The organism is Nitrosovibrio sp. Nv6 (assembly GCF_900110495.1).
Lineage (GTDB): Bacteria > Pseudomonadota > Gammaproteobacteria > Burkholderiales > Nitrosomonadaceae > Nitrosospira.
On the sequence record NZ_FODX01000001.1, the window covers coordinates 188,345 to 210,616 of the forward strand.

At 53.7% G+C, this 22,272-nt stretch carries 21 protein-coding genes and 2 tRNA genes; 13 read left to right on the forward strand and 10 right to left on the reverse strand.

The window, feature by feature from the left end; all coding sequences use genetic code 11:
- Positions 1-6: 6 nt before the first annotated feature.
- The 6 genes from BMX66_RS00910 to BMX66_RS00935 all read left to right on the forward strand — a co-directional run bounded on the left by BMX66_RS00910 (position 7) and on the right by BMX66_RS00935 (position 7,854).
- Positions 7-1,728, forward strand: coding sequence for an IucA/IucC family protein (locus BMX66_RS00910; protein ID WP_199679250.1), 1,722 nt, complete (start codon positions 7-9; stop codon positions 1,726-1,728).
- Positions 1,719-2,480, forward strand: a complete 762-nt coding sequence (locus BMX66_RS00915; RefSeq protein WP_090877487.1) for an HpcH/HpaI aldolase family protein — start codon at positions 1,719-1,721, stop codon at positions 2,478-2,480. The genes BMX66_RS00910 and BMX66_RS00915 overlap by 10 nt, the downstream gene beginning before the upstream one ends.
- Positions 2,477-3,673 (forward strand): type III PLP-dependent enzyme, encoded by a 1,197-nt coding sequence (locus tag BMX66_RS00920; protein WP_090877489.1) that lies wholly within the window; start codon positions 2,477-2,479, stop codon positions 3,671-3,673. The genes BMX66_RS00915 and BMX66_RS00920 overlap by 4 nt, the downstream gene beginning before the upstream one ends.
- Positions 3,674-3,687: 14 nt before the next feature.
- The gene (locus BMX66_RS00925; protein ID WP_255398835.1) at positions 3,688-4,188 is read left to right on the forward strand and encodes a ParB N-terminal domain-containing protein; all 501 of its coding nucleotides are present in this window, start codon (positions 3,688-3,690) and stop codon (positions 4,186-4,188) included.
- A 344-nt stretch (positions 4,189-4,532) separates the two neighbouring features.
- Positions 4,533-6,629 (forward strand): TonB-dependent siderophore receptor, encoded by a 2,097-nt coding sequence (locus tag BMX66_RS00930; protein ID WP_090877494.1) that lies wholly within the window; start codon positions 4,533-4,535, stop codon positions 6,627-6,629.
- Between the two features lie 82 nt (positions 6,630-6,711).
- The gene (locus BMX66_RS00935) at positions 6,712-7,854 is read left to right on the forward strand and encodes a PepSY-associated TM helix domain-containing protein (RefSeq protein WP_090877496.1); all 1,143 of its coding nucleotides are present in this window, start codon (positions 6,712-6,714) and stop codon (positions 7,852-7,854) included.
- Positions 7,855-7,956: 102 nt separating this feature from the next.
- On the opposite strand, the gene BMX66_RS00940 is transcribed toward BMX66_RS00935, so the two are convergent.
- From BMX66_RS00940 to BMX66_RS00960, 5 genes are all read right to left on the reverse strand, one after another.
- A complete protein-coding gene (locus BMX66_RS00940; RefSeq protein WP_090877498.1) occupies positions 7,957-8,565 on the reverse strand; it encodes a PEP-CTERM sorting domain-containing protein in 609 nt (202 codons plus the stop codon).
- A gap of 543 nt (positions 8,566-9,108) precedes the next feature.
- The gene (locus BMX66_RS00945; RefSeq protein ID WP_090877500.1) at positions 9,109-9,309 is read right to left on the reverse strand and encodes a YbdD/YjiX family protein; all 201 of its coding nucleotides are present in this window, start codon (positions 9,307-9,309) and stop codon (positions 9,109-9,111) included.
- 12 nt (positions 9,310-9,321) lie between these two features.
- Complete coding sequence (locus BMX66_RS00950; RefSeq protein WP_090877502.1) at positions 9,322-11,397, reverse strand: carbon starvation CstA family protein; 2,076 nt, start codon at positions 11,395-11,397, stop codon at positions 9,322-9,324.
- Positions 11,398-11,771: 374 nt separating this feature from the next.
- A complete protein-coding gene (locus BMX66_RS00955; protein ID WP_255398737.1) occupies positions 11,772-12,329 on the reverse strand; it encodes a DNA-3-methyladenine glycosylase in 558 nt (185 codons plus the stop codon).
- Positions 12,330-12,502: 173 nt separating this feature from the next.
- Positions 12,503-13,462 carry a tetratricopeptide repeat protein gene (locus BMX66_RS00960; protein WP_090877507.1) on the reverse strand — a complete coding sequence of 320 codons (960 nt, stop codon included), beginning with the start codon at positions 13,460-13,462 and terminating at the stop codon, positions 12,503-12,505.
- A gap of 162 nt (positions 13,463-13,624) precedes the next feature.
- On the opposite strand from BMX66_RS00960, the gene BMX66_RS00965 reads away from it, so the two are divergent.
- The gene (locus BMX66_RS00965) at positions 13,625-14,560 is read left to right on the forward strand and encodes a DMT family transporter (protein ID WP_255398738.1); all 936 of its coding nucleotides are present in this window, start codon (positions 13,625-13,627) and stop codon (positions 14,558-14,560) included.
- A 156-nt stretch (positions 14,561-14,716) separates the two neighbouring features.
- On the opposite strand, the gene BMX66_RS00970 is transcribed toward BMX66_RS00965, so the two are convergent.
- From BMX66_RS00970 to efp, 4 genes are all read right to left on the reverse strand, one after another.
- The gene (locus BMX66_RS00970) at positions 14,717-15,094 is read right to left on the reverse strand and encodes a hypothetical protein (protein WP_090877509.1); all 378 of its coding nucleotides are present in this window, start codon (positions 15,092-15,094) and stop codon (positions 14,717-14,719) included.
- 476 nt (positions 15,095-15,570) lie between these two features.
- The gene (locus tag BMX66_RS00975; protein ID WP_090877511.1) at positions 15,571-15,906 is read right to left on the reverse strand and encodes a hypothetical protein; all 336 of its coding nucleotides are present in this window, start codon (positions 15,904-15,906) and stop codon (positions 15,571-15,573) included.
- A 155-nt stretch (positions 15,907-16,061) separates the two neighbouring features.
- Positions 16,062-16,292 (reverse strand): hypothetical protein, encoded by a 231-nt coding sequence (locus BMX66_RS15515; protein WP_158593355.1) that lies wholly within the window; start codon positions 16,290-16,292, stop codon positions 16,062-16,064.
- Positions 16,293-16,698: 406 nt separating this feature from the next.
- Positions 16,699-17,268 carry an elongation factor P gene (gene efp / locus BMX66_RS00985; RefSeq protein ID WP_235001360.1) on the reverse strand — a complete coding sequence of 190 codons (570 nt, stop codon included), beginning with the start codon at positions 17,266-17,268 and terminating at the stop codon, positions 16,699-16,701.
- Positions 17,269-17,323: 55 nt separating this feature from the next.
- Between efp and BMX66_RS00990 the strand changes: the two genes are divergently transcribed.
- The 6 genes from BMX66_RS00990 to BMX66_RS01015 all read left to right on the forward strand — a co-directional run bounded on the left by BMX66_RS00990 (position 17,324) and on the right by BMX66_RS01015 (position 21,180).
- Positions 17,324-18,013 carry a uracil-DNA glycosylase gene (locus tag BMX66_RS00990; protein ID WP_090879629.1) on the forward strand — a complete coding sequence of 230 codons (690 nt, stop codon included), beginning with the start codon at positions 17,324-17,326 and terminating at the stop codon, positions 18,011-18,013.
- Between the two features lie 2 nt (positions 18,014-18,015).
- Positions 18,016-18,204, forward strand: a complete 189-nt coding sequence (locus tag BMX66_RS00995) for a tautomerase family protein (RefSeq protein ID WP_090877516.1) — start codon at positions 18,016-18,018, stop codon at positions 18,202-18,204.
- Positions 18,205-18,212: 8 nt separating this feature from the next.
- Positions 18,213-20,030, forward strand: a complete 1,818-nt coding sequence (gene uvrC, locus BMX66_RS01000; protein WP_090879632.1) for an excinuclease ABC subunit UvrC — start codon at positions 18,213-18,215, stop codon at positions 20,028-20,030.
- 219 nt (positions 20,031-20,249) lie between these two features.
- Complete coding sequence (pgsA, locus tag BMX66_RS01005; RefSeq protein WP_090877518.1) at positions 20,250-20,822, forward strand: CDP-diacylglycerol--glycerol-3-phosphate 3-phosphatidyltransferase; 573 nt, start codon at positions 20,250-20,252, stop codon at positions 20,820-20,822.
- Between the two features lie 69 nt (positions 20,823-20,891).
- Positions 20,892-20,966, forward strand: a tRNA-Gly gene (locus BMX66_RS01010).
- 140 nt (positions 20,967-21,106) lie between these two features.
- A tRNA-Cys gene (locus BMX66_RS01015) sits at positions 21,107-21,180 on the forward strand.
- Positions 21,181-21,250: 70 nt separating this feature from the next.
- On the opposite strand, the gene BMX66_RS01020 is transcribed toward BMX66_RS01015, so the two are convergent.
- Positions 21,251-21,991 (reverse strand): tyrosine-type recombinase/integrase, encoded by a 741-nt coding sequence (locus BMX66_RS01020; RefSeq protein WP_158593356.1) that lies wholly within the window; start codon positions 21,989-21,991, stop codon positions 21,251-21,253.
- Between the last annotated feature and the right edge of the window lie 281 nt (positions 21,992-22,272).

Below are 22,272 nucleotides of genomic sequence, written 5' to 3' on the forward strand. Positions count from 1 at the left end.
CGGCGCGTGCTGCGACAGCTCCTGGAGGCGCTGTTATTCGAGGGTGCCGTGCCGCACTGCACTTGGGATGAAGAAACATTGACTTTGCCCGGACTTCGCGCCGACGACATACCAGTCAGTTATCAATGCCAGGCACGACGGACCATGAGCTTTGGCCGCGTGCGTATCACGGCGCCGGTACTGCGAATTGATAATGGGGCCACTCACGAAGCCAGCGATCCCGCGCTATTCCTGTCGGAAATCGCTCCATGGCTGGTCTCCGACGAGGTCCGGCTCGGTCAGTTTGCATTCGAACTCCTGGCAACCCAAATCAAGCATGCGCAAACATTAAACGCGCATAGCGGCAAGCTGTTGCGCGAGGCCGACTATGACACGGTGGAAGCAAGGTTGACCGATGGCCACCTCTATCATCCCGCCTATAAGTCGAGGATGGGCTTTACGCTGAGAGACAACGGTGCCTACGCGCCGGAGATAGCGTCTTCCGTGACGCCGTTATTGCTGGCCGTAAGACGCGATCGTTGCCGCTGGGCGGTCAGTAACGGGCTGAATTTGGGGGAGGGGAGGGAATCTGTGTTGTTGGGGAAAGCCGGCTGGCAGGGCTTCCGTGACGAATTAGCCCGGTTCGCATTGCAGCCCGACGACTATCTGCCGCTACCGGTTCATCCCTGGCAATGGGATGAAGTCGTTCTGCCCGGTTATCATCAATCTCTGGCACGGGGTGAGCTCCTGGCAATCGGTCCGTTAGCCGATCAATACCTGCCGCAGCAATCGATCCGTACCCTGGGGAATCTGAGCGACGTGAATCGCCTGTCGCTCAAGCTCTCGATGAATCTCATCAACACTTCCACCTCGCGAGTGCTGGCGCCACACACTGTCCAGAACGCGCCCGTCATCAGCGACTGGCTGCACGGATTGGCAGAACGCACAGACTGGCCATTACCCATGGTTCGCCCCGTGCTGCTCCGCGAAGTGGCTGGGGTGAGCTTCACGCCGCTGGCTCCGGCCAACGGTCAATATGGAGCATTGTCGTGTATCTGGCGCGAAAGCGTGCATGCTTATTTGCGTCCGGGGGAAAGGGCGGTGCCGATGACCGCCGTAACGCATATCGATATCGACGGAAGGCCCTTCATCGATCCATGGGTGCGACGCCATGGTCCAGAACAATGGCTGAGACGATTGGTGGAGCGGGCATATCTGCCGGTGCTGCATCTGCTTTGGGAACATGGGACCGCATTGGAATCGCATGCGCAGAACATGATTCTACTGCTGGAAGACGGTTTGCCGGCGCGGGTAGCGCTCAAGGATTTCCACGACGGAGTGCGCTTCAGCAAAGCGCTGTTATCCGGCCCGGCGCCTATACTCACGGCGCCCCCGTCCGAGCATTCGCAGATCAACCCCAACTCTTTCCTGGAAACCGAAAGTGCCGATGAACTACGGGATTTTACTTTCGATGCGCTTTTCTTTGTCAGCCTGGCGGAATTGTCATGGCTGTTCCTGCGCAACTATGGCATGGAAGAAAAGCGGTTCTGGCAGATCACCGGGGAAGTACTGCACGCGCATCAAACCCGCAATCCCGAAGGTGCAGCACGTTACTCGCTATTCGATTGCTTTGCTGACGAGGTGGGTATCGAACTGCTTGCCAGCCGACGTTTCCAACCGGAAACCCGGTTGCGTACGCGGCATGCGCCTAATCCGCTCGCCCGGATCGAGGAACCGCTGTGTATCTGAAACATCGTTTGGAGAAGAACGATACGGCTTACGGCCTGTTTTGCTCCATTCCCGCCGCGCTGGGTGTAGAGCTGATTGCTGCAGCCGGATATGATTTTGTCCTGATCGATCTGGAACATACGCTGATCGGCGCCGAACAGCTGGGGGCAATGTTGTTAGCGGCGCGGGCAAGCGGTGTAGCGCCACTTGTGCGCGTGGCAGCCGGTTATCAAGCGCTGCAGGCACTTGACGCTGGTGCGGAAGGCATTGTTTTTCCTCGTATTCGTTCGGTGCAGGCCGCACAGGATGCGGTGCGTCTCTGTCGTTTTGCGCCGCTTGGCGAGCGTGGCCTGAACGCCACTTGGCATAGCGGTTATGGACGTGACGATCTCGGGACCTCCATGGATGCGATAAGGGAACGCACACTGGTCGTGATAATGATCGAAGACCAGGCAGGACTGGACAGTGTCGAGGAAATCGCGGCGGTGCAGGGGGTGGACGTGCTGTTGGAGGGCGCGGCGGATCTCTCGCAAGCGTTCGGCCTACCCTGGCAAACACGCCATTCGAAGGTGCGTGCGGCAGTATCGCGTATTCGTGCCGCCGCACAGCACCATAACAAAACATTCTGCGCGCTGCCGCGAGCACCCGAGGATTTTACATACTGGTATCGGGACGACGTTCGAATGTTCATTCTGGGGGATGACCGGGGCATTACACGCCGTGCGATGGCGGCTCATCTCGGCCAGTATCAAATCAAGGTCAACGGGCAATGAATTTGCAGCGGCTGCGCAATTATCTGGAGGGCCGAACCGAATCCCGCACACAGCCCGTATGCGCCTACTTATATGATCTGGCGCATCTGCGAGAGCGTGCTGACCGGTTACGACAAAGCTTGCCTTCGCGGTGCAAACTTTTTTACGCAATTAAAGCGAACAGTGACGGGCCGATACTGAAAGCGCTGCTCAACCATATCGATGGTTTCGAAGTGGCGTCTTTGGGCGAAATCCGGCATGTGCGGGCGATTGATGATTCCGCTACTATCGTTTTCGGCGGCCCCGGCAAGAGTGATGCCGAACTGGAAGGGGCTCTTGACGAACGAATCATGCTGATTCATGTGGAAAGCGAGCATCAGTTGCGGCGCCTCGACTGGATTGCGAGATGCCGCAACCAGGTGGCGGACATTCTGCTGCGTGTTAATCCCGCAAGTGTTCCACAGCAGGCAACCCTGCGTATGGGTGGGCAAGCCACACAATTTGGCATCGAAGAAACGCAGATTCCCGCCATGTTCGAATTTATCCGTACACTGCCGGGCATCCGCCTCAAGGGTCTACACATCCATGCGATTTCCAACAATCTGGATGCGCAAACTCATCTTGCTCTGATGGAGCATTACTTTAACCTGGCAGAAGCCTGGCAACGCGGCTATGGACTGGAGTTTGACTGGCTCAATGTCGGCGGCGGCATTGGCGTAAATTATGCCAACCCCAACGCGCCCTTTGATTGGGATAGTTTTTGCAAGGGGCTGTCGACGCTCATCGCAAGGCGCCGCCCCGGTTTCCAGATTGCTTTCGAGTGTGGACGCTTTCTTGCCGCAGATTGTGGTTACTACATGGCGGAGGTTACTGACGTGAAGACCACCTACGGCAAACATTTCGCTATACTGCGCGGCGGGTCGCACCACTTCCGGTTGCCGGTTTCATGGCAGCACAACCATCCCTTCGTGGTATTGGCGCGCGATAGCTGGTGTTACCCATTTTCACGCCCCGCGGTACATGATGCGCAGGTCACGCTGTGCGGCGAACTGTGCACTCCCAAGGATATCCTGGCGCGTGATGTTACTGTCGAACGTCTGCGGGCGGGTGATTGTGTCGTCTTCCTGTTGGCCGGTGCGTATGGCTGGCACATCTCGCATCACGATTTTTTGAGCCATCCTCATCCTGAACGCGTGTTTCTGGACAATTGTTAAAAAAGGAACTGATGATGCTCTGCTCGTTTCCCGTTCATTTTGTACGCGCTAAGCAGATTAGGCCGAACGAGTGCCATTATCCCCAGCATGCGATTACTTTGGCTGAAACCATTTTACGAGAACAGCTGTGGCGCGTTCCGATTGCGGTGGAACGCACAAGTCTGGCTGTGATGGATGGTCACCACCGTTTACAGGCGGCTCTCCAGCTTGGGCTGAAGTATGTTCCCTGCCTGCTGCTCGACTACGGTTATGTGAGGGTAGGCGCATCCCGGCAAGGTTATATCGTGGATCCCCATGAGATTGTGCGCCGCGCCAGAGCGGGAGACCTGTACCCGCCAAAAACAACCCGGCATCTGTTTCCCTCTCCATTACCAATTTGCAATATCTCTGTACCGTTGCTGCAGGATAAAATGATGTTATCTTCCCCGGTATTTTCGTGCCGTCCGGGTCGGGACGCAGCCAAGATACCGGAAGCGGCCGGTGAACCGGATGCACCCCGGGGTATGGATGTATAACATGGGGCTTTTCGACCGCTATCCGGTATGCTGCTGCCTTTCACAACGCACCGGCAATTTCATGCTGCCGGCTACTATCGATACTTCATAGTATATTTTTTTCCAGGTAATACCGTTTCAGTAATCGATTGCAGGATCACTTTATGAGCAAACAAACTAAAAAAAGAAAAATAACTATGAGACACATAATCATTTCGCCATCATCCGATGTTCTTGATCCCATCCAATACCGCCGCTGCCCGAAGGTTACGGTATCGGGATCTATCGCCATGAGTAACCAGTTGAATGCCATCTTCTTCCTGAAGCCCCGTGGTCGGGTACGGCAGTGTTCATGGAGAAGTATTATGAAACTGAATTTATCCTCGGCAGTCGTGGCGCTTTCACTGGCGTCCTGGATTCAGCAAGCAAGCGCCCAGACCTCGGGCCAGGCTGAACCCGGCAAGAAGCTTCCTGCCGTGACCGTGACCGGAGAGCGCACAGGGAGCTATAAGTCCGACACCGTTCAGGTCGGGACATTCCGGGATATGGCGCCGCTCGACGTGCCACAGACCAGTAATGTGGTTACACGAGAGGTGCTCGATGCACAAGCGACAACCAGCCTGTTTGGGGCTCTGCGTAATACAGCCGGTGTGACGCGTGCGCAGTTGAACGGTTCGACGTACGACAATCTCTCGATCCGCGGCATTCTCGTGGAGAATCGCAGTAATTACCGGCTCAACGGATCGCTGCCGGTCATCAACCTCATCGATATTCCAATGGAGAATAAGGAGCGTGTCGAAGTGCTAAAGGGCACTTCGTCGCTGTACTATGGTTTTGTACCGCCGTCAGGCATCGTCAACATGGTGACCAAGCGCGCAGGCAAGGACCCTGTTTCCAATGTCTCGTTAATGGCCAATATCTATGGCGGCGCCAATACTCATATCGATCTGGGGCGGCGCTTTGGGGACACGCAGCAATTTGGAGCACGCATCAATCTTGTCGCCGGGCGCGAAGATATCGGCATCGACAATTTTTCCGGGCACCGCGCGCTAATGTCGGGGGCCTTTGATTGGCGCGTCACCGACAAGCTTTCCATCAAGTTTGATGTGGAACATTACCGCAAGGAAGTTTCCGAGCAAGCGGCAATCAGAGCCCCCGCGGCGGTAAATGGCGTGATAACGCTGCCGCCTGTTCCGAACGCACGCCGCAATCTTGCGGGAGAGTGGCAGAAATATGATGCCGAAGCGACCAATCTGCTGCTTCGTGCTGATTATGCACTGAGCGACAACTGGGCGCTCCTGTTTGAAGCCGGCAAGGCGCGTACCATGCGCGACCGTAATTTTTCACAGTTTCGGGATTACAACCTTGCCACAGGTCAAGGGACCCTAGAAATATTCTTTAACCGCGGCCAGGTTTGGGATAACGAAAATCTCCGCGCGGAAGTTTTCGGACGTCTGCCCGGCCAGTACATTACCCATGAAATATCCCTGGGCTTTACCGGTAGCGAGCGCAGCCAGGATCCGCGCACTTCGTCCACTGCCCGTGTCGCGCAGAACCTCTTTCATCCCAATCAAATCGCGCGGCAATCTCCCACCATGCCCTTCAGTTCGAACTTCTCGAAAATAACGGACCTGGGCGTGTATCTGTCCGACCGCATTTTGATTGCGGATAGACTGCAAGTGATGTTGGGAGTGCGTGGCAGCTTCTATGAGAGTGTTGGGACCAATACCCACTTTAAGGCGACCAACATCAACCCGTCGCTGTCACTGCTGTACAAGATCATCCCCAACGTTTCGCTATATGCAAGTTACATCGAGGGGGTTGAGGAAAGCGGGCAGGCGCCCGCCAACCGCGCCAACAGTGGCGAGATTCTGGCCCCGGCGGTATCAATCCAAAAGGAGGCTGGGGTAAAAGCAATGCTTGCGCAAGGTATATTGCTCCAGGTCGCTTATTTCGACATCAAGCGCGCTTCGACTACCATAGACGCGGCCAATCGCTTCGTTCTGAACGGGATGGCACAATATAGTGGATTTGAGCTGTCGCTCGCCGGAGAAGTAACGAAACAATTGTCCCTTATCGGATCAGCTCTGTTCATGGAGGCCAAGCAGTTAAACAGAGACAATCCTGCGACCTTTGGCCGGATACCGGATAACACGCCCGAGCGCACGGCCAGTCTTTTCGCCGAATACCGTTTGCAGAGCGTTCCCGGACTGGCCCTCGGAGGGGGTGTGCACTACGTGGGGAGACGGCCCGTCAACACGGAAAACCAGGCATTCGTGGATGACTACGCGATATTGTCCCTTAATGCGCGCTATGCGACTCGCATAGCTGGGAAGCGTACCACGATCCAGGCAGTGGTGGATAACGCAACCAACAGTAATTACTGGAGTACCGCGGGTAATGGCTTGCTCGGCGTAGGTGCTCCTATCATGGCCAAAACGGTAGCTCGGGTCGAGTTTTGACTGACCCTATTCCGAGGGGTGAAGACCGAGTTCTGGAGAACTCGGGCCTTTTCGGTTAGCAGGTCTATTCAAGGTCTTAATCATGAGAACACGTAAAGTTGTCTTTAATCTTCACCTTTATATTGGGCTTGCTGCCGGGTTGTTTCTAGTTCTGAGCGGGCTAACCGGGAGCATGATTGTTTTTCGGGAAGAGATCGAAGAACTCACGCATCCGGAATTGATGGAAACAGCGGTACGCGATGAACGTGTTCCTGTCCAGGAGGTGCTGAACGCTGTCAAGCGGGCATATCCGGAAGACAAGCCAGTTTTTATGCGGATGCCGCGCGCGCCGCAGGAAACTTATTTGCTCAAGATGAATAGCGCCCATGATTTGTTCGTGTATGCGAATCCTTACAGTGGGGAAGTGCTCGGCGCGCATAGACAGGAAGACACCTTTATTGGTTGGGTCGGCCTCCTGCATACCGAACTTCTGATTGGTGAGGACGGTAAAACTATTCTTGGTGTGAGCGCTTTGCTATTAATCTGCATGAGTGTCACAGGGTTCTTCCTGTGGTGGCCGCCCAACGGAATTAAAAAGATTTCCCGGGGCTTCAAAATCGGTTGGCCCGCCCCGTGGAAAAAGGTAATCTTTGATTTGCACCGCGCATCGGGCATCTATACATCCCTTTTCCTTCTGATTATTGCCTTCACCGGCGTTTCTCTGGTGTTCAACAAAACCGTAGTCGACCTTATCAATTTTGTGACAGTCAGTCAGCCAAGACCTGCACCACCCCTTTCCGATCCATCCGGAGCAATGGGAGCAGCAATTTCATTGGATGCGTTGCTGGATCGAGCAGACCGCATCCTGCCCGCGCCCACCACATGGATTACTTTTCCGCAAACGCCGCAGGCACCTCTGGTGGTGCGAAAAAAATTGTCCGAAGAATCGCACCCTAACGGGAAGAGTTTCATCTATTTCGATCAATACACCGGTGAAGTATTGCGTGTCGAAAATGTCTTGAATGCTCCCTCGGGAACCCGCATTTATAATATTCTTTACCCTATACACGTCGGGGTAATAGGTGGACTGCCTACGCGAATACTGCAAGTAATTATTGGCTTTTCACCTCTTGTCCTATTTGTTACAGGCTATCTCATGTGGAGAAATCGAAGGAAGGTAAAAGCACATAAGAATCCTGCCAAAAATTGGGCTACGAATCTGGCGGGATTGCGACGCGATAAATAATAGAATTGAGGTAGCCGCAGCATTTGTATTACTGGGAGAAAATAGATGCGCTAAGAACCCGCCCTGAACAGGGCGGGGTTCGGTGTATACGATAATTACGTATTAACCGCTTTGCTTACTGTTTCTGCGCCGTGCAATAAAACCCATCATACCGAGTCCCGCAAGAAGCATGGCGTACGTTTCCGGTTCGGGAATTGTCGGAACCTGTGTGAGAGTGAAGGTGGTGGTGTTCCCCGCGCCTGGATCGAACGGACTCAGCATGAATGATGCATTGGCAATCCCGTCATCCCCTAGATTTCCGGTAAAGTCGAGGTTGCGCGGACCGCTGGACTGATCAAGCGTGAAACCTGAAAGTGTTGAGCTGGCGTGCTCGGTAAACACGACCCCTTGGCCTTGGTCTGGTTCTTGAATACTATAGTGAAAGTCGATCCAGGACTGGCCAGTATTGTTGGTGACCGCCTCTGTCACGGTATAGGGATTGCCTGGACCGTCGGTGTGAGCGACAGTAAAAGTCAGGACGATTGGATTAACACTTTCAAAGCTTTTGGTAAGATCCAGTACGTTGGGATCGGTAGTGTTACTGAGAATGTTAAACGTTCCCATTCCTTCCCCACTCGCCGTTATGTCGGTAATAACGCCTGCGGCGGATGCGGTGGAAATAGAACCTCCAAAAGCTAAAGCGGCTATAACTAACTTAGACAAATTATTCATTTCTTTTTCTCCTAATGATAAGTTATTGCATTGGACAATAAAAATTGTCATTTTTCCGTGTGCCGTTTGTTCTCCTGTTCCACAAAAATCCTTCCCGAGTTGGAGGTCCGAGAATACCCGGCTTATCTTGACAAGCATTTAGCGTGCCGGAGACGCTTAAGGCTTAAATAACCGTTAATACAACAGGTTAATTAAAAAGATAGTTCTTCAAATGTCGTCGCAGTGCGACTAATCATTCCTCTTGTTGAGCTATAACTACTTGATTTATAGAGAAACAACCTTGTCTCCGAATGGCGACAAGGTTGAATTTACAGGTATAAGAAAGTAAAACGAGCCCGGATAAAGACCTACAGCAAATGAAATTAAAGCCGTGTCTTGTTTATTGCATATGCAAACGATGAAATAACGCGCCGTCGAGAAAATAGTCAATATCGATTATGTTGCCTCGGCGCACAACAACAATATAGGGCAGCGAGGCGACGAACGAACCTGTCCCCCTATGGCGTGGGGATTTCTCTTATCGTAGTTAGTGTTCCGGACTTGCTAGCAGCACCGGGTGACCTTCCCATTTCCTCCATATCGCGCCTCCTGCCGTTCCCGGAAGAATTCGCGGTATGACATGACTGGCTGATCGGGATGTGTAGTTTTCATATGGGCAACATAAGTGCTGTATTCAGGCACCCCGACCATCAACCGCATGCTCTGCCCGAGATAGCGCACCGCCCTGGTAATTTTAATCAACACGATCCCCCGTATTCATCGCGTTCCGGACGCCGCATCGAGCGGCAATAACTCGAATGGCGCCTCCTTTGCGCTTGGCATACCCATGGCGCGGGCGCGCAGCACCGCCCGGATGCCGAACACCAGCATGCTGATCAGCACCAGCATGAAGAGGCCAGCGAGCGAAGCATTCACATAGTCGTTGAAAATCACCTGCTGCATCTGCCCGACCGATTTGGCCGGCGCCAGAAGCGTGCCCTCAGCGATCGCCTCCTGGTATTTGTTGGCGTGCGCCAGAAAACCGATTCGCGGATTGGCATCGAATATCTTTTGCCAGGCGGCGGTGAGCGTACAGACGAGCACCCACACGGCCGGCAAGATCGTCACCCAGGCAAAACGGTCGCGCTTCATCTTGAACAGCACGGCCGTACACAGAATCAGCGCAATACCAGCCAGCATCTGATTGGAGATGCCAAACAACGGCCACAGGGTATTGATGCCCCCCAGCGGATCGATCACCCCCTGATACAGAAAATAGCCCCAGCCCGCCACACAGATGGCGGTGGCGATAAGGCTGGCAACCCATGAATCGGTGCGCTTCATCGACGGGATGAAAGTGCCCAGCAGGTCCTGCAGCATGAAGCGTCCGGCGCGCGTACCCGCATCCACCGCCGTGAGAATGAACAGCGCCTCGAACAGAATCGCGAAGTGATACCAGAAAGCCATCATGCCCTGGCCGCCGACCACATCCGAGAGGATCTGCGCCATGCCCACCGCCAGCGTGGGGGCGCCGCCGACACGGGAAATGATGGTGTGCTCCCCAACATCGCGCGCGGTCTGCGTGATCATCTCGGGGGTGACATAAAAGCCCCATTGGGAGATGGCCTGCGTAGCCGATTCCGCCGTGCTGCCAATGATCGGGGTTGGGCTATTCATGGCGAAGTACACCCCCGGCTCGATGGTGGAGGCGGCAACCAGCGCCATGATCGCGACAAATGATTCCATCAACATGGCGCCGTAGCCGATGAAACGCGCATCGTGCTCATTGCGGATCATTTTTGGGGTGGTGCCGGAGGAGATGAGCGAGTGGAAACCGGATACCGCACCGCAGGCGATGGTAATGAACAGGAAGGGGAAAAGGCTGCCCGACCAGACCGGGCCTGAGCCATCCACAAACTGGGTGAAGGCCGGCATTTTGAGCTGCGGCGAAACGAATATGACGCCGATGGCCAGAGCGGCAATGGTGCCGATTTTGAGAAAAGTGGATAAGTAGTCGCGCGGCGCCAGCAAGAGCCAGACCGGCAAGACGGAGGCGATGAAGCCGTAGCCGATCAGCAGCCAGGTCAGTTGCTCGCCAGTCAAGGTGAACAGGGCGGCCAGTGCGGGGATTTCCTGCACATACTGCCCGCCGACGATGGCCAGCATCAACAGCACAAAGCCGATCAGGGACACTTCGCCGATCGAGCCCGGGCGCAGATAGCGCGCATACACGCCCATGAACAAGGCAATGGGAATGGTAGCGGCGACGGTGAAGGTGCCCCAGGGGGATTCGGCCAGCGCCTTGACCACGATTAGCGCCAGCACCGCGAGCAGGATGAGCATGATGAAGAAGGTGCCGAACAGGGCGATCATGCCGGGTATCTGCCCCAGTTCCGACTTGATCAGGTCACCGAGGGAGCGGCCGTCGCGCCGCGTGGAAATGAACAGGACGATGAAATCCTGCACGGCGCCGGCGAAGACGACGCCCGCCAGCAGCCACAGCATGCCGGGCATATAGCCCATCTGTGCGGCCAGGATCGGCCCGACCAGGGGACCCGCGCCGGCGATGGCGGCAAAGTGATGCCCGAACAGGACGTATTTGTTGGTCGGCACGTAGTCCAGTCCGTCGTTGTGCTTGTAGGCCGGGGTCATGCGGGTGGGGTCCAGCCGCAACACCCGGCTGGCAATGAACCGGCTGTAGAAGCGATAGGCGATGGTGTAGATGCAGATCGTGGCGATGACGATCCAGACGGCGCCAATGGGTTCTCCCTGCTGCAAGGCGATGACTGCGAAGGCAAAGGCGCCGACGGTGGCGAATGCCAGCCAGCCGAGCTTGGTGATCAGGCGACTCATCGATCCTTCCATGTTTGATTGGATGGCTCTGTCTTTGCTTCGCGGGAATATTGAAAATCAGTCATCATATGTTTAGCTGCTTGAGGTTAAAGAAAATCCAATTACGCCTGGGCGAGACCTGATTATAAATAAAATAATTGCTGATTTAAGCGTGCGAGAAATTGGAATGAAGCTCGATTAGAGGGTTTTTTTGGGGACTGCAGCTCATCCATGATACGGTACAGAGCGAGTTGCGGGAAAACACATTTTTACAGCTGCCCAACTCGGAGAACCTCTGACTAAAGGCCGTCGTTGTGCCGACGCAGGAATTATCCCAACTCATCTGGAGTTCCTTTTGCTTCTTGACGACCCGCTTTTCGCGGAGGATAAACCGATCAGCGAAACGGGCGGCTCAGAAAGGGGGACCCGGCGAGCCCGAAACGCCAAGGCACATCCATCGCTTTGGAAATACCGATGCGCGGACCCGTCACGACGGAAATCTGTTCACTTGGAGGCAGGAGTTGAAAAGGCGGTGCATCGATCGGTATGCCGCTGTGTTCATCCGTGATACCGAGAGCCTGGCAGACTCGTCCCGGCCCGGAGCAAAGGAGACGCGCATCGTTTAATCCGCGTCGGGTACGCATGATGTCCAGCCCTGCAAGCGGTTCGATCGCACGAATTAATACGCCTGCGCCATGCCCGTCCGGACGGCAGACGAAATTGAGGCACCAATGGATTCCATAAGAACGGTAGATATAGGCGCGGCAGGGCGGGCCGAACATTACCTTGTTACGCCGGTTTGGGCCCGGGAAGCTATGGGAAGCGGGATCGTCGCGGTCATACGCTTCTGTCTCTACAATCCGGCCCCCAACCCCATCGATCAGCAAGGTCGCGCCTATGAGGGAACGGGCCACTTCGACGGACGAGGCTGAAAAATCTATAGGGGGCGACATTGCATTCATGGCAGCAATTCTATACGGAAGGCTTGATTGCTGGAATCACCTATGAACGATTTGAAGGGTTTTCAGAAAGCAACGTGATATTGCGGTACGAGTCGGCCTCTACTGAAGTTTTAACGATATCAACTGACGCGTTAGATTGAATATAGGCTGAATGCGAAATCTATCTATTTTTTGACGATATTGTTGATGCGCGTTTCAAGGGGCTCTGCTTTTTCTGGTTGGTGTGTATCCCGATATAGCGTTGCAAGGCTCTTGAGAGTTATGGCCAGGCTCGGGTGATTCGGGCCAAGATTTTTTTCATTTATCCTCAGCGCGCGTTTGTAGAGCCGCTCGGCTTGGGCATGCTGCGTTTGACCGGAGCAAAGCGCTCCCAGGTTGTGAAGAGTGGTGGCAACATCGGGATGATCGGAGCCGAGTCTCCTTTGTGAAATCCTCAGCGCACGCCGGAGAAGTGGCTCGGCTTGGGCATACTGCTGCCGGGCGAGATGGAGCAGTGCAAGATTATTTAAACTTGTTGCAATATCGGGATGATCGGGATCGAGGGCTTTCTCGCCAATTGCCAATGCCCGGGCGAGAAGAGGGGCCGCCTCTTCAAGTTGCCCCTGTGCGCGATGCATCTCCGCCAGATTATTGAGGGAGGTTGCCACAACGGGATGATCGGGACCGAATGCCTTTTCTGAAATTTCCAGCGCACGCTTGAGTAATTGCTCAGCTTGCGCGTATCGCGCCTGATCGCGGTAGAGTGCAGCCAGGTTATGGAGACATGTGGCGATATCGGGATGCTCCGGACCCAGCACTTTCTCGCAGATTCCCATCGCGCGCATAAAGAGTGGTGCGGCCAGTCCGAGGCGCCCCTGGGTGCGGTGTATCTCCGCCAAATTATTCAGACTTGCAGCTAAATCGAGGTCATATGTGTCGTGCCTCTGTTTCCAGAACAATAGCGCTTGTTCCAGAAGTGTTTCGGCCTCAGCATATTTACCGTCGGCATAATACAGGACCGCCAGATTATTACGTGCGATGGCGACCTCGAGATGGTCCGGCCCAAGGGCTTGCTCCGAGGCGTGCAGAGCATTCTCCGCTGCTATGGTAGAGTGCACTTGGTTCTCTCGCTTGTCCGGCTTCACTCTATCTCCACACAATTGTTACTATCCCAGCATGAACTGTTTGCTCTATTGACTATTTAACTAGGGTTTGGAAAGCATGGATAGCTGTAATATCTTACAGGGGGAGTTATACGTGACTATATCGCCAAGGCAGAGTTCCTGGAGACCTGCAGGTCTTATTGAATGTTGATTAACGAGATTCCGAATAGGAAGAGAAAGGGAAAAATATCGGCGCCGTTGCTGATGATTGCTGCGACGTTGCTTTTCGCGACCATGGGTATGTGTGTCAAGTTTGCCTCCTCGGAGTACAGCACGGGCGAAATCGTGTTCTACCGGGGCATGGTGGGTGCGGCGATGATGTTGCTGCTGACGCGTACCCGGCGCATGACACTTCGCACTAATGTGCCATCGATGCACTTCTGGAGAAGCCTGACCGGCGTCAGCGCGCTTGGCCTTTGGTTTTATGCGATAGGAGAACTGCCGCTTTCGACTGCGGTGACGCTGAATTATATGTCCCCCATCTGGATGGCGGTGCTGCTCATCTGCAGGTCAGCTTTGCTCGGCGGTCGTGGGGTGGATGCTCGCCTGGCGTGCACAGTACTCGTCGGTTTCGCTGGCGTAGCTTGCATCCTTCAGCCCACTTTGAAGCATGATCAGCTATGGGCCGCTCTGATGGGCCTGATGTCGGGTCTGCTTACAGCGATGGCTTACCTGCAGGTGACGGCACTTGGCCGATCCGGTGAGCCGGAGGCCCGGATAGTATTTTATTTCTCGATTGCCAGCATCTCCGCTGGCGCCCTTGTAACATCAGTTTTTAGCGAATGGCATGTCCATACTGCGCAAGGCATGGGGATGCTGCTCGCCGTAGGTTTATTGGCAACCCTCGCACAGCTATTGATTACCCGTGCCTACGCAATTGGTCGCATACTCGTCAATGGAAGCCTCCAGTACCTGAGTATCGCCTGGTCCTATTTCTATGGGGTGCTAGTGTTTTATGATCCTGTTACAGGGTTGGCGTTACTCGGCATGTGCTTGATTGTGATAGCAGGCATCGCCGCAACGAGATTGCGCCAGTCTCTCGCACCAGCCGACCACTTCAATACGGCGCCAGGACCGTAAATGAGAGAACTGGCTGGCGCAGCCATTACATCATAAGCGAGGATGCGGAAAACGAATACAGCGTAAAAAGCGGGCGGCGAAAATGTTTATACGATCTACCGCGGCAATTCGGGGATACCACCCTCTGAAATGCCGCGGCAACTTATCCATGTCAGGCTAATTGGGTCCGATGGGTCCACCTTGCTGATACATCGGATCCTTAAGCGGCTTTCCTTCTTTATCCACAGGGAAGTCCGGCACGTGGGGATCTGGGCTCGGGGATGCTGGATCGTGAGCCCGCTCCAGCCGTTTCTGCTGATCTACATACCCGGTATCCACCGGTTCCTCAAGGATGTCATACGGGAATGGTCCTTCCTCGAAAGTTTCTTTGGAACTACCTTGGGCGGCAGAGCCGCTTTGCCCTGCAGAACTACCCTGACCGGAAGTGTCGCCATACTGGGCGTAGGCCACACCCGCCACGCTAAAGATCGCAGTGCTGGCCAAAGCTAGTATCGGCGCCAGCGGCTGTTTAATTGACTTAGAAAGTAATTTCATGGCTGTTCCTTCTTATTTGATCCAGCGATATTGCTGTGTTAGAAAGATTACGTTCCGCGTCGCACCCTTTCCGTGCGGTAACACACGAAGATTATTCATTAGGTGGCGGACGGCCCAATTCATATTGATTGGAAGCGAATCGAAAACGAGCAGTTTTCATCGCGGGACTTTAAAGACAGATCTACCTATCCCACCGCAGATCTGGTCTGTGATACGACGGCACACCCGTTTTACCGTGATGAACGCGAGCTTGCGTTCCGCGTTCTGCTTTGTCGGGTTCCTGGCAGATGTTGCATGTTGCACGAGGGAACAGCGGAGGCAGCGCACAAACTACCGATAGGGCGCGCGGGATGCGCAGCCGCTCTTCTCGGGTTCGTATTCCGCTTCGAGGCAGCATCACTCATGTCCCCGTCTTTCTCGATATTATGCAGCTAAGCTAGTCCGCACTCCTGCCAGGAACTTAGTAGGAATTCCCCTTAATATCTGCCTTTGAGTTTGGGGCCGGTGCCGTCGTTACCCGTCCAGTCGTACATTCCGTTACCGAGATCACGACTGTATCCCTGATAAGGATCGTCATACCCTTCACCGCCTGACCCATCAATTCGGTCATCGCGCCTACGCTGGTCGGTTCCGCTCGTACCGTAATCGGAACCCCCTGATGTGCCTGGATATTGCGTGGAATCACCGGGTTTCTGCATGCCATCGTTCTTATCCGAATCATAACCCTGGGCATGCACCGCGCCTGCCGCGCTGAATACCAATGCGCTAGCCAATGCCAACGATTTTGCGGTTAAAATTGAAGAGAATTTCATGACCGTTCCTTTTTTTGTTGAACCAGCAACATTGCTGTGGCAGCGATGATACGGGGCGTTTCTCCATGGTTCAGTACGCTATCGCACGAATGCGGTGTCATGCGGTGCGGCTGCAGGCGGGCCAGCGATAGCAGGGAGACTGGAGCTATCAAAATTTATCCATCATTACGGACTACAGGATTCAGTATGCAAAATGCCGTCTGATTAACTTTAGGCCGATTGACATAAATATTATTTTTAGATGCTGCGCTTTGGCAATGTTCGTGGGCGCGACCATTATCCCGGCTTATGCGGTTAGCTTCGAAAGCAAAGGCGGCCCGAAAATCAAAAGCGAAGATGGCAATTTTGAGCTTGGTATCAATGCTCGTGCCCATCTTGATGTTCACGCTTTCAGTCGGGATAGGGCATCAGCATTTCCGCCCTTTGTGAGTCAGTTGGACACCGGCGAGGAGCGTAGCGGCTTCAACTGGCGCCGCACGTACACTACGCTAACAGGCCGGATATATGGACTGAATTTCAAATTCGAAAATGATTTTGCCGCTGGCGATTTTCCGGGCAGCATTCGCGAAACTTGGGTATCGGCCGATTTGGGTCCGGAAAGGCTTGCGCTTCATGCTCAACTATTATTTGACCGAGGCTGCAATAGGCAATGCGGGTCCCGGCATGACGGAATCGCAAGGATAATCCGTCCGTAATTTCCTTCCGAACCCAGTTGAGTTTTTAAACCGTGGCGAGAAGCGTCCTGATTTTGCCAGCTCCTGGCGCAAACGGCAGGATTGATACGTTGTTGCGCTACATACGTTCGATATATTCGCCGCTGTCGGTATTGATCTTGATCTTTTCACCTTGCAGAACGAAGGGCGGCACCATGACGACAAGCCCCGTCTCCATCTTGGCCGGTTTGTAGGAACTGGTGGCGGTGGCGCCTTTGAGGTTGGGTTCGGTGTCAGTGATGGTCAGCACTACGCTGGCGGGTAGCTGCACGCCGATTGCACGATCGTTATGGAAATTGACCTGCACATCGGTGTTCGGCAGCAAGTATTCATACTGACCCTCAAGGAATTCCTGCGACAGGCTCAGTTGTTCATAGTTTTCCTTATCCATGAAGATATAATTGTCGCCTTCCTGGTAGAGAAAAGTCATATCCCGCGGCTCGACGAAAGCGCGTTCCACTTTATCTTCGGTACGGATGCGCTGGTTGGTTTTGGTGCCTGCTTCGATATCCTTCATCTCTACCTGCATGAATGCCCCGCCTCGGCCGCCTACATGGACGTGGTAACATTTCAGCACGCGCCAAATGCGCTTGTCCCATTCGATAAGGTTGCCGACGCGGATTTCGGTTGCAAGAACTTTGGCCATCATTTTTCCCATGGATCAAGAAGCGCGCATCTTACTACAAAAAGCTATCGATAATCCCATGCAATCAAGGTTCTCGGCAGATTGCCGTCAATGCCCGCGCCTGGCCGGGTTTCTGGATGAGGTGAAAACCCGCTATCCCGATTATTATGCCCGTCCCGTACCGGCTTTTGGCGATCCGGCGCCCAAGCTCCTGATTATCGGCCTGGCGCCGGGCATGCATGGCGCAAACCGCACCGGCAGACCTTTTACCGGCGATTTTGCGGGCATTCTACTATATCGGACACTCCATAAATTTGGTTTTGCCAGCCATGAAGGCTCTGCATCCCCGGAAGACAATTTACAGCTCATGCAATGCCGCATTACCAACGCGGTCAAATGCCTGCCGCCGGAAAACAAGCCGGAGCCTGGCGAGATCCGCCAATGTAACGGATATCTCTCGTCGGAGATTGCTGACTTTATAAATAGGGGAGGCAGTGCGTTGCTCGCTCTCGGCGCTATCGCTCATCAGGCGGCGCTTATGGCACTGGGGTTCAAGTCCAGGGATTACCGTTTTGGTCATGGCGCTGTTCATGCCTTACCCCCCGGTTTGACATCCGACACCTTGAAACTCAACGGTTTGACGTTATATGACAGCTACCATTGCAGCCGTTACAATACTCAGACCCGGCGCTTGACTACCGACATGTTCGAGCAGGTATTTGCCAAAATCTGTACTGATTTGGCTTTTCATCAGAAAACTGGAGATTAACCATGCCCTACGTCAATATCCGCATTGCGGGTTCGCTCAGCCGCGAGCAGAAGAAGCAGATTGCCCAGGAAATCACCGATACGCTGGAGCGTGTCGCAAACAAGCCGAAGTCCTACACCTATATCGCTTTTGATGAGCTGCCACACGAAAGTTGGGCCATAGGAGGGACTCTGCTGGGCAAGGAGGACTGAGCGCCTTGCTGGCAGAATCTGCTTTCGATGCCAAAGCATTTTGCTCCAGTCTGCCTTCCCAACCCGGCGTTTATCGCATGATGAACTCGGCGGGCCAGGTGATCTATGTCGGCAAGGCGATTGATCTCAGGAAGCGCGTTTCTTCTTATTTTCAGAAAAACGGTCTGGCTCCCCGAACCAAGTTAATGGTATCGCAAATCGCTGGGGTCGAAACCACGGTTACTCGCTCTGAAGCAGAGGCGCTGTTACTCGAAAACAACTTAATAAAGACTTTAACTCCTCGCTATAACATACTGTTTAGAGACGACAAGTCTTATCCATACGTTCTGTTGAGCGGCCATCGCTTTCCCCGCCTTGGGTTTTACCGCGGCCCACTGGACAAGAAGCATAATTACTTCGGTCCTTTTCCTAATGCGGGGATGGTAAGAGAGAGCATACAACTGCTGCAAAAGGTGTTTCGAATTCGTACGTGCGAAGACAGCGTATTCAGCAATCGTACCCGGCCTTGCCTGCTCTATCAGATCAAGCGTTGCAGCGGCCCGTGTGTCGATCTGATCACTGCGGATGCCTACCGGGAAGATGTGAGAGATGCTCAGCTTTTCTTGCAGGGCAAGCAAACCGAGGTGCTGGAAAGCATTGGCAGAAAAATGCGGGAGGCTGCGAATTCTCAGGAGTATGAGCAAGCGGCATTGTTTCGCGACCAGATTCAGTCACTACGTAAAATCCGCGAAAAACAGTTCGTGGATAGCGGCAAGGCTCTGGACGCCGACGTAGTTGCCTGCGTTACCGAGAATAACGGTGGCGGAAGAGTCTGCGTCAACCTTGCCATGGTCAGGGGAGGACGTCATTTGGGGGACAAGAGTTTTTTTCCGCAAAACGCGGAAGGCTATGATCCACCCCAGGTGATGGAGGCTTTTCTGACTCAGCATTATCTCAATCGCAGCGCGCCGAATCTCATCATCGTCGGGGAAAAAATCAAGCGGGACACACTTCAGGCTTTGCTCGCCGAACAATCGGGCCACAAGGTTGTTATCAATGCCAATCCCATTGGGGATCGCCGCATGTGGCTGGATATGGCGACCGAGAATGCGCGGCTTGCACTCGAACAAATGCTGAGTCGGCAGGCCAGCCAGGAGGAACGGCTGCAGGCTTTGCAGCAAGCTCTGGATATGACGGGACTTGGCCGGATCGAGTGCTTTGACATCAGTCACACGCTAGGTGAAGCCACCATCGCATCCTGCGTGGTTTATGACAACTTCGCCATGCGTAACAGTGAATACCGCCGCTACAATATTACCGGCATTACACCTGGCGATGATTACGCCGCCATGCGTGACGTCCTTTCGCGGCGCTACTATAAAATTGCCGAGGGTGAGGGAAGCCTTCCCGATCTGATTCTGATTGATGGTGGGAGGGGGCAGGTAAATGCGGCTCATGAAGTGCTGGTCGAGCTTGGGTTGAATGACGCGAATCTGTTAGGCGTGGCCAAAGGTGAGGAGCGCAAACCCGGCCTGGAACAATTGATTTTCCCGGGGGCGGAAAAGCCGTTACAATTGCCAAGGGACCACCCCGGGCTGCATCTGATCCAGCAGATTCGAGATGAAGCCCATCGATTCGCCATTTATGGCCATCGTGCCAAACTTGGAAAATCGCGCACCAGTTCAAGTCTGGAGCAAATTGGGGGTATCGGCGCCAAGCGCCGTCAAAGCCTTCTGGCGAGGTTTGGGGGACTGAAAGGCGTACAGACCGCGAGTATTGAAGAATTGCAGCAGGCTGACGGCATTAGCCGTGCGCTGGCAGAGAAAATTTACAGGGAATTACACTGATTGGTTGCACTTGTTGCACGTTCAGAAATGAAGTCTCGGGCAGGCTTTATCGCGGCTCAGGTATGAACGAGAACGCCGGAGCCATATGGCGGAGATGAAAGGGAATATTGTTTAAGTACAAGGAAGTGCCCGGAAAAGGCAGGCGAGGCACGGCAAACGGGCGATTCGAATCGGCGGCCCGCACTTATTTGACTATCTTTAGTGGCATATTCTGATCTTATGCCTTTTAACCTGCCCAACGTGCTTACCTGGATGCGCATACTTGCGATCCCGCTCTTTGTAGGTATTTTCTATTTTCCACCCACCTGGTTGTCCCAATCCGAGCAGAATCTGATTGCTACGGTTATCTTTACCGTTGCCGCCATCACCGATTGGCTGGACGGTTATCTTGCCAGGGCGCTCCATCAGACCTCGGCATTCGGTGCGTTTCTTGATCCTGTCGCCGACAAATTGATGGTGGCCGCCGCGTTGATCGTGCTGGTCTACTTGAGCCGACTCGACGCATTGATCGCCTTCATTATCATAGGTCGAGAAATCACCATTTCAGCCTTGCGTGAATGGATGGCGCAAATCGGCAAAGGAAAAAATCTGGCGGTTTCCTTTCTGGGAAAACTGAAAACCACATCGCAAATGGCGGCTATCCCGCTGCTGCTGTATCACGAGAAAATAGGTGAAAACTTCAATGCGCAGGAAGTGGGAACGTGGCTGATTTATCTGGCAGCAATACTGACCCTATGGTCGATGGCATACTACCTTAAAGTCGCAATCCCGCAAGGGGTGAAGCACGGCTGAAAACCGGCTTTAAATCTTGCCTTTCTTGACAAAGATAACAGCATCCTTATAATGCCAGATTGCTTTTTTGCGGGAATAGCTCAGTGGTAGAGCACAACCTTGCCAAGGTTGGGGTCGCGAGTTCGAGCCTCGTTTCCCGCTCCAGTTACAGGGAAAATGGATTCGTTTGCATGAGGCTATTGTTTGCAAATAATGTGCCCATGCTGAAATCCGTTTTCCTTTTTTAGTTTTTGCTATTGCATTGCAATGATGACAAACGCAGCCATTTCAGGTTGCACAGCAATGGCGGGGTGGCAGAGTGGTTATGCAGCGGCCTGCAAAGCCGTGGACGCCGGTTCGATTCCGACCCCCGCCTCCAATTAAATCAATGACTTACGTAACTTCTTCTTTTTAACTTTTTCGCCATATTTGAAACTTTTTCGCCATTTTTACGCTTTTTCTCGTTTGGCATAACCGGAGATCAAGACCGGGGAGACCCTTTCTCCGACTCTCGCCCTCACGTATTCGGTAGTCATTGATTCCGTAGAATGGCCTAGCAACTTCCGAGCTTTAGACATGCTCTCCATGTCAGATGCGCTCTTGGCGCGAAGATCCCTGAACTGGAACCGGATAAACTCAATCCCGAGTTCCGCTGCGCGTTTCTCTGCTCGGTCACGCGCCAACTTGAACTGACTGCGAAAGTATCCGGAGTGCTTCAATTGCTGCCCTTTCGGATCGCAAAGCAAGGTCATACCCACAACTCCCCGTGACTTGATGCGATCCAACAGCCCCGATAGTTCTCCAACAACATCAATCTGCAGCCGAGCCTTGGTTTTTCCTTGCTCAACCCACAACGCCCCATCCTTTACCTGATCCCATCTCATCTTTAACACGTCTGCCGGCCGCTGAGCGGTTAGATAGGCTAGATCGATCGCATCCTGAATTACTGGCGAAGCGCATTCGTACACCAGCGCAACCATGGCGTCTGTCACGTAAATATCCCGACCTTCCTTGACCTTCATTTGCTTGGTGGTGCCGGTGACGGGGTTCGTTGATGACATAAAGCCACGCGCCCGAGCCCAACTAAATACCACGGAAAGGAATTTTATTTCTTTCTTGGCCGATACGTTCGATGATCTGCTGTCGAAATATCGGATCATGTACTCCGGTTTAAAATCATCAATCGGCATAGTTCCGAATACCGGCTGCAACTGCTTCCAGTATTTCCTCCGATCCTGAAATGTGCGCACCGATAGTCCTGACTGCTCGCGGTTCTCTGCCCACACCACATACCTAGAATAAATAGCGGTAAGGCTGCGCTCATCCGGCGTTATCCCTGCCGCTTTGAGTCCTGCCCGCTCCAATTCCGCCCATTTCATCTTTGCCTTTAGCAAGTCAGATATCCGAGACCGGTTAGTTTACGTTTTCCCTGGCTGTCGAGGGTGTTCGTAATAGAAGTACTCTGAAACGC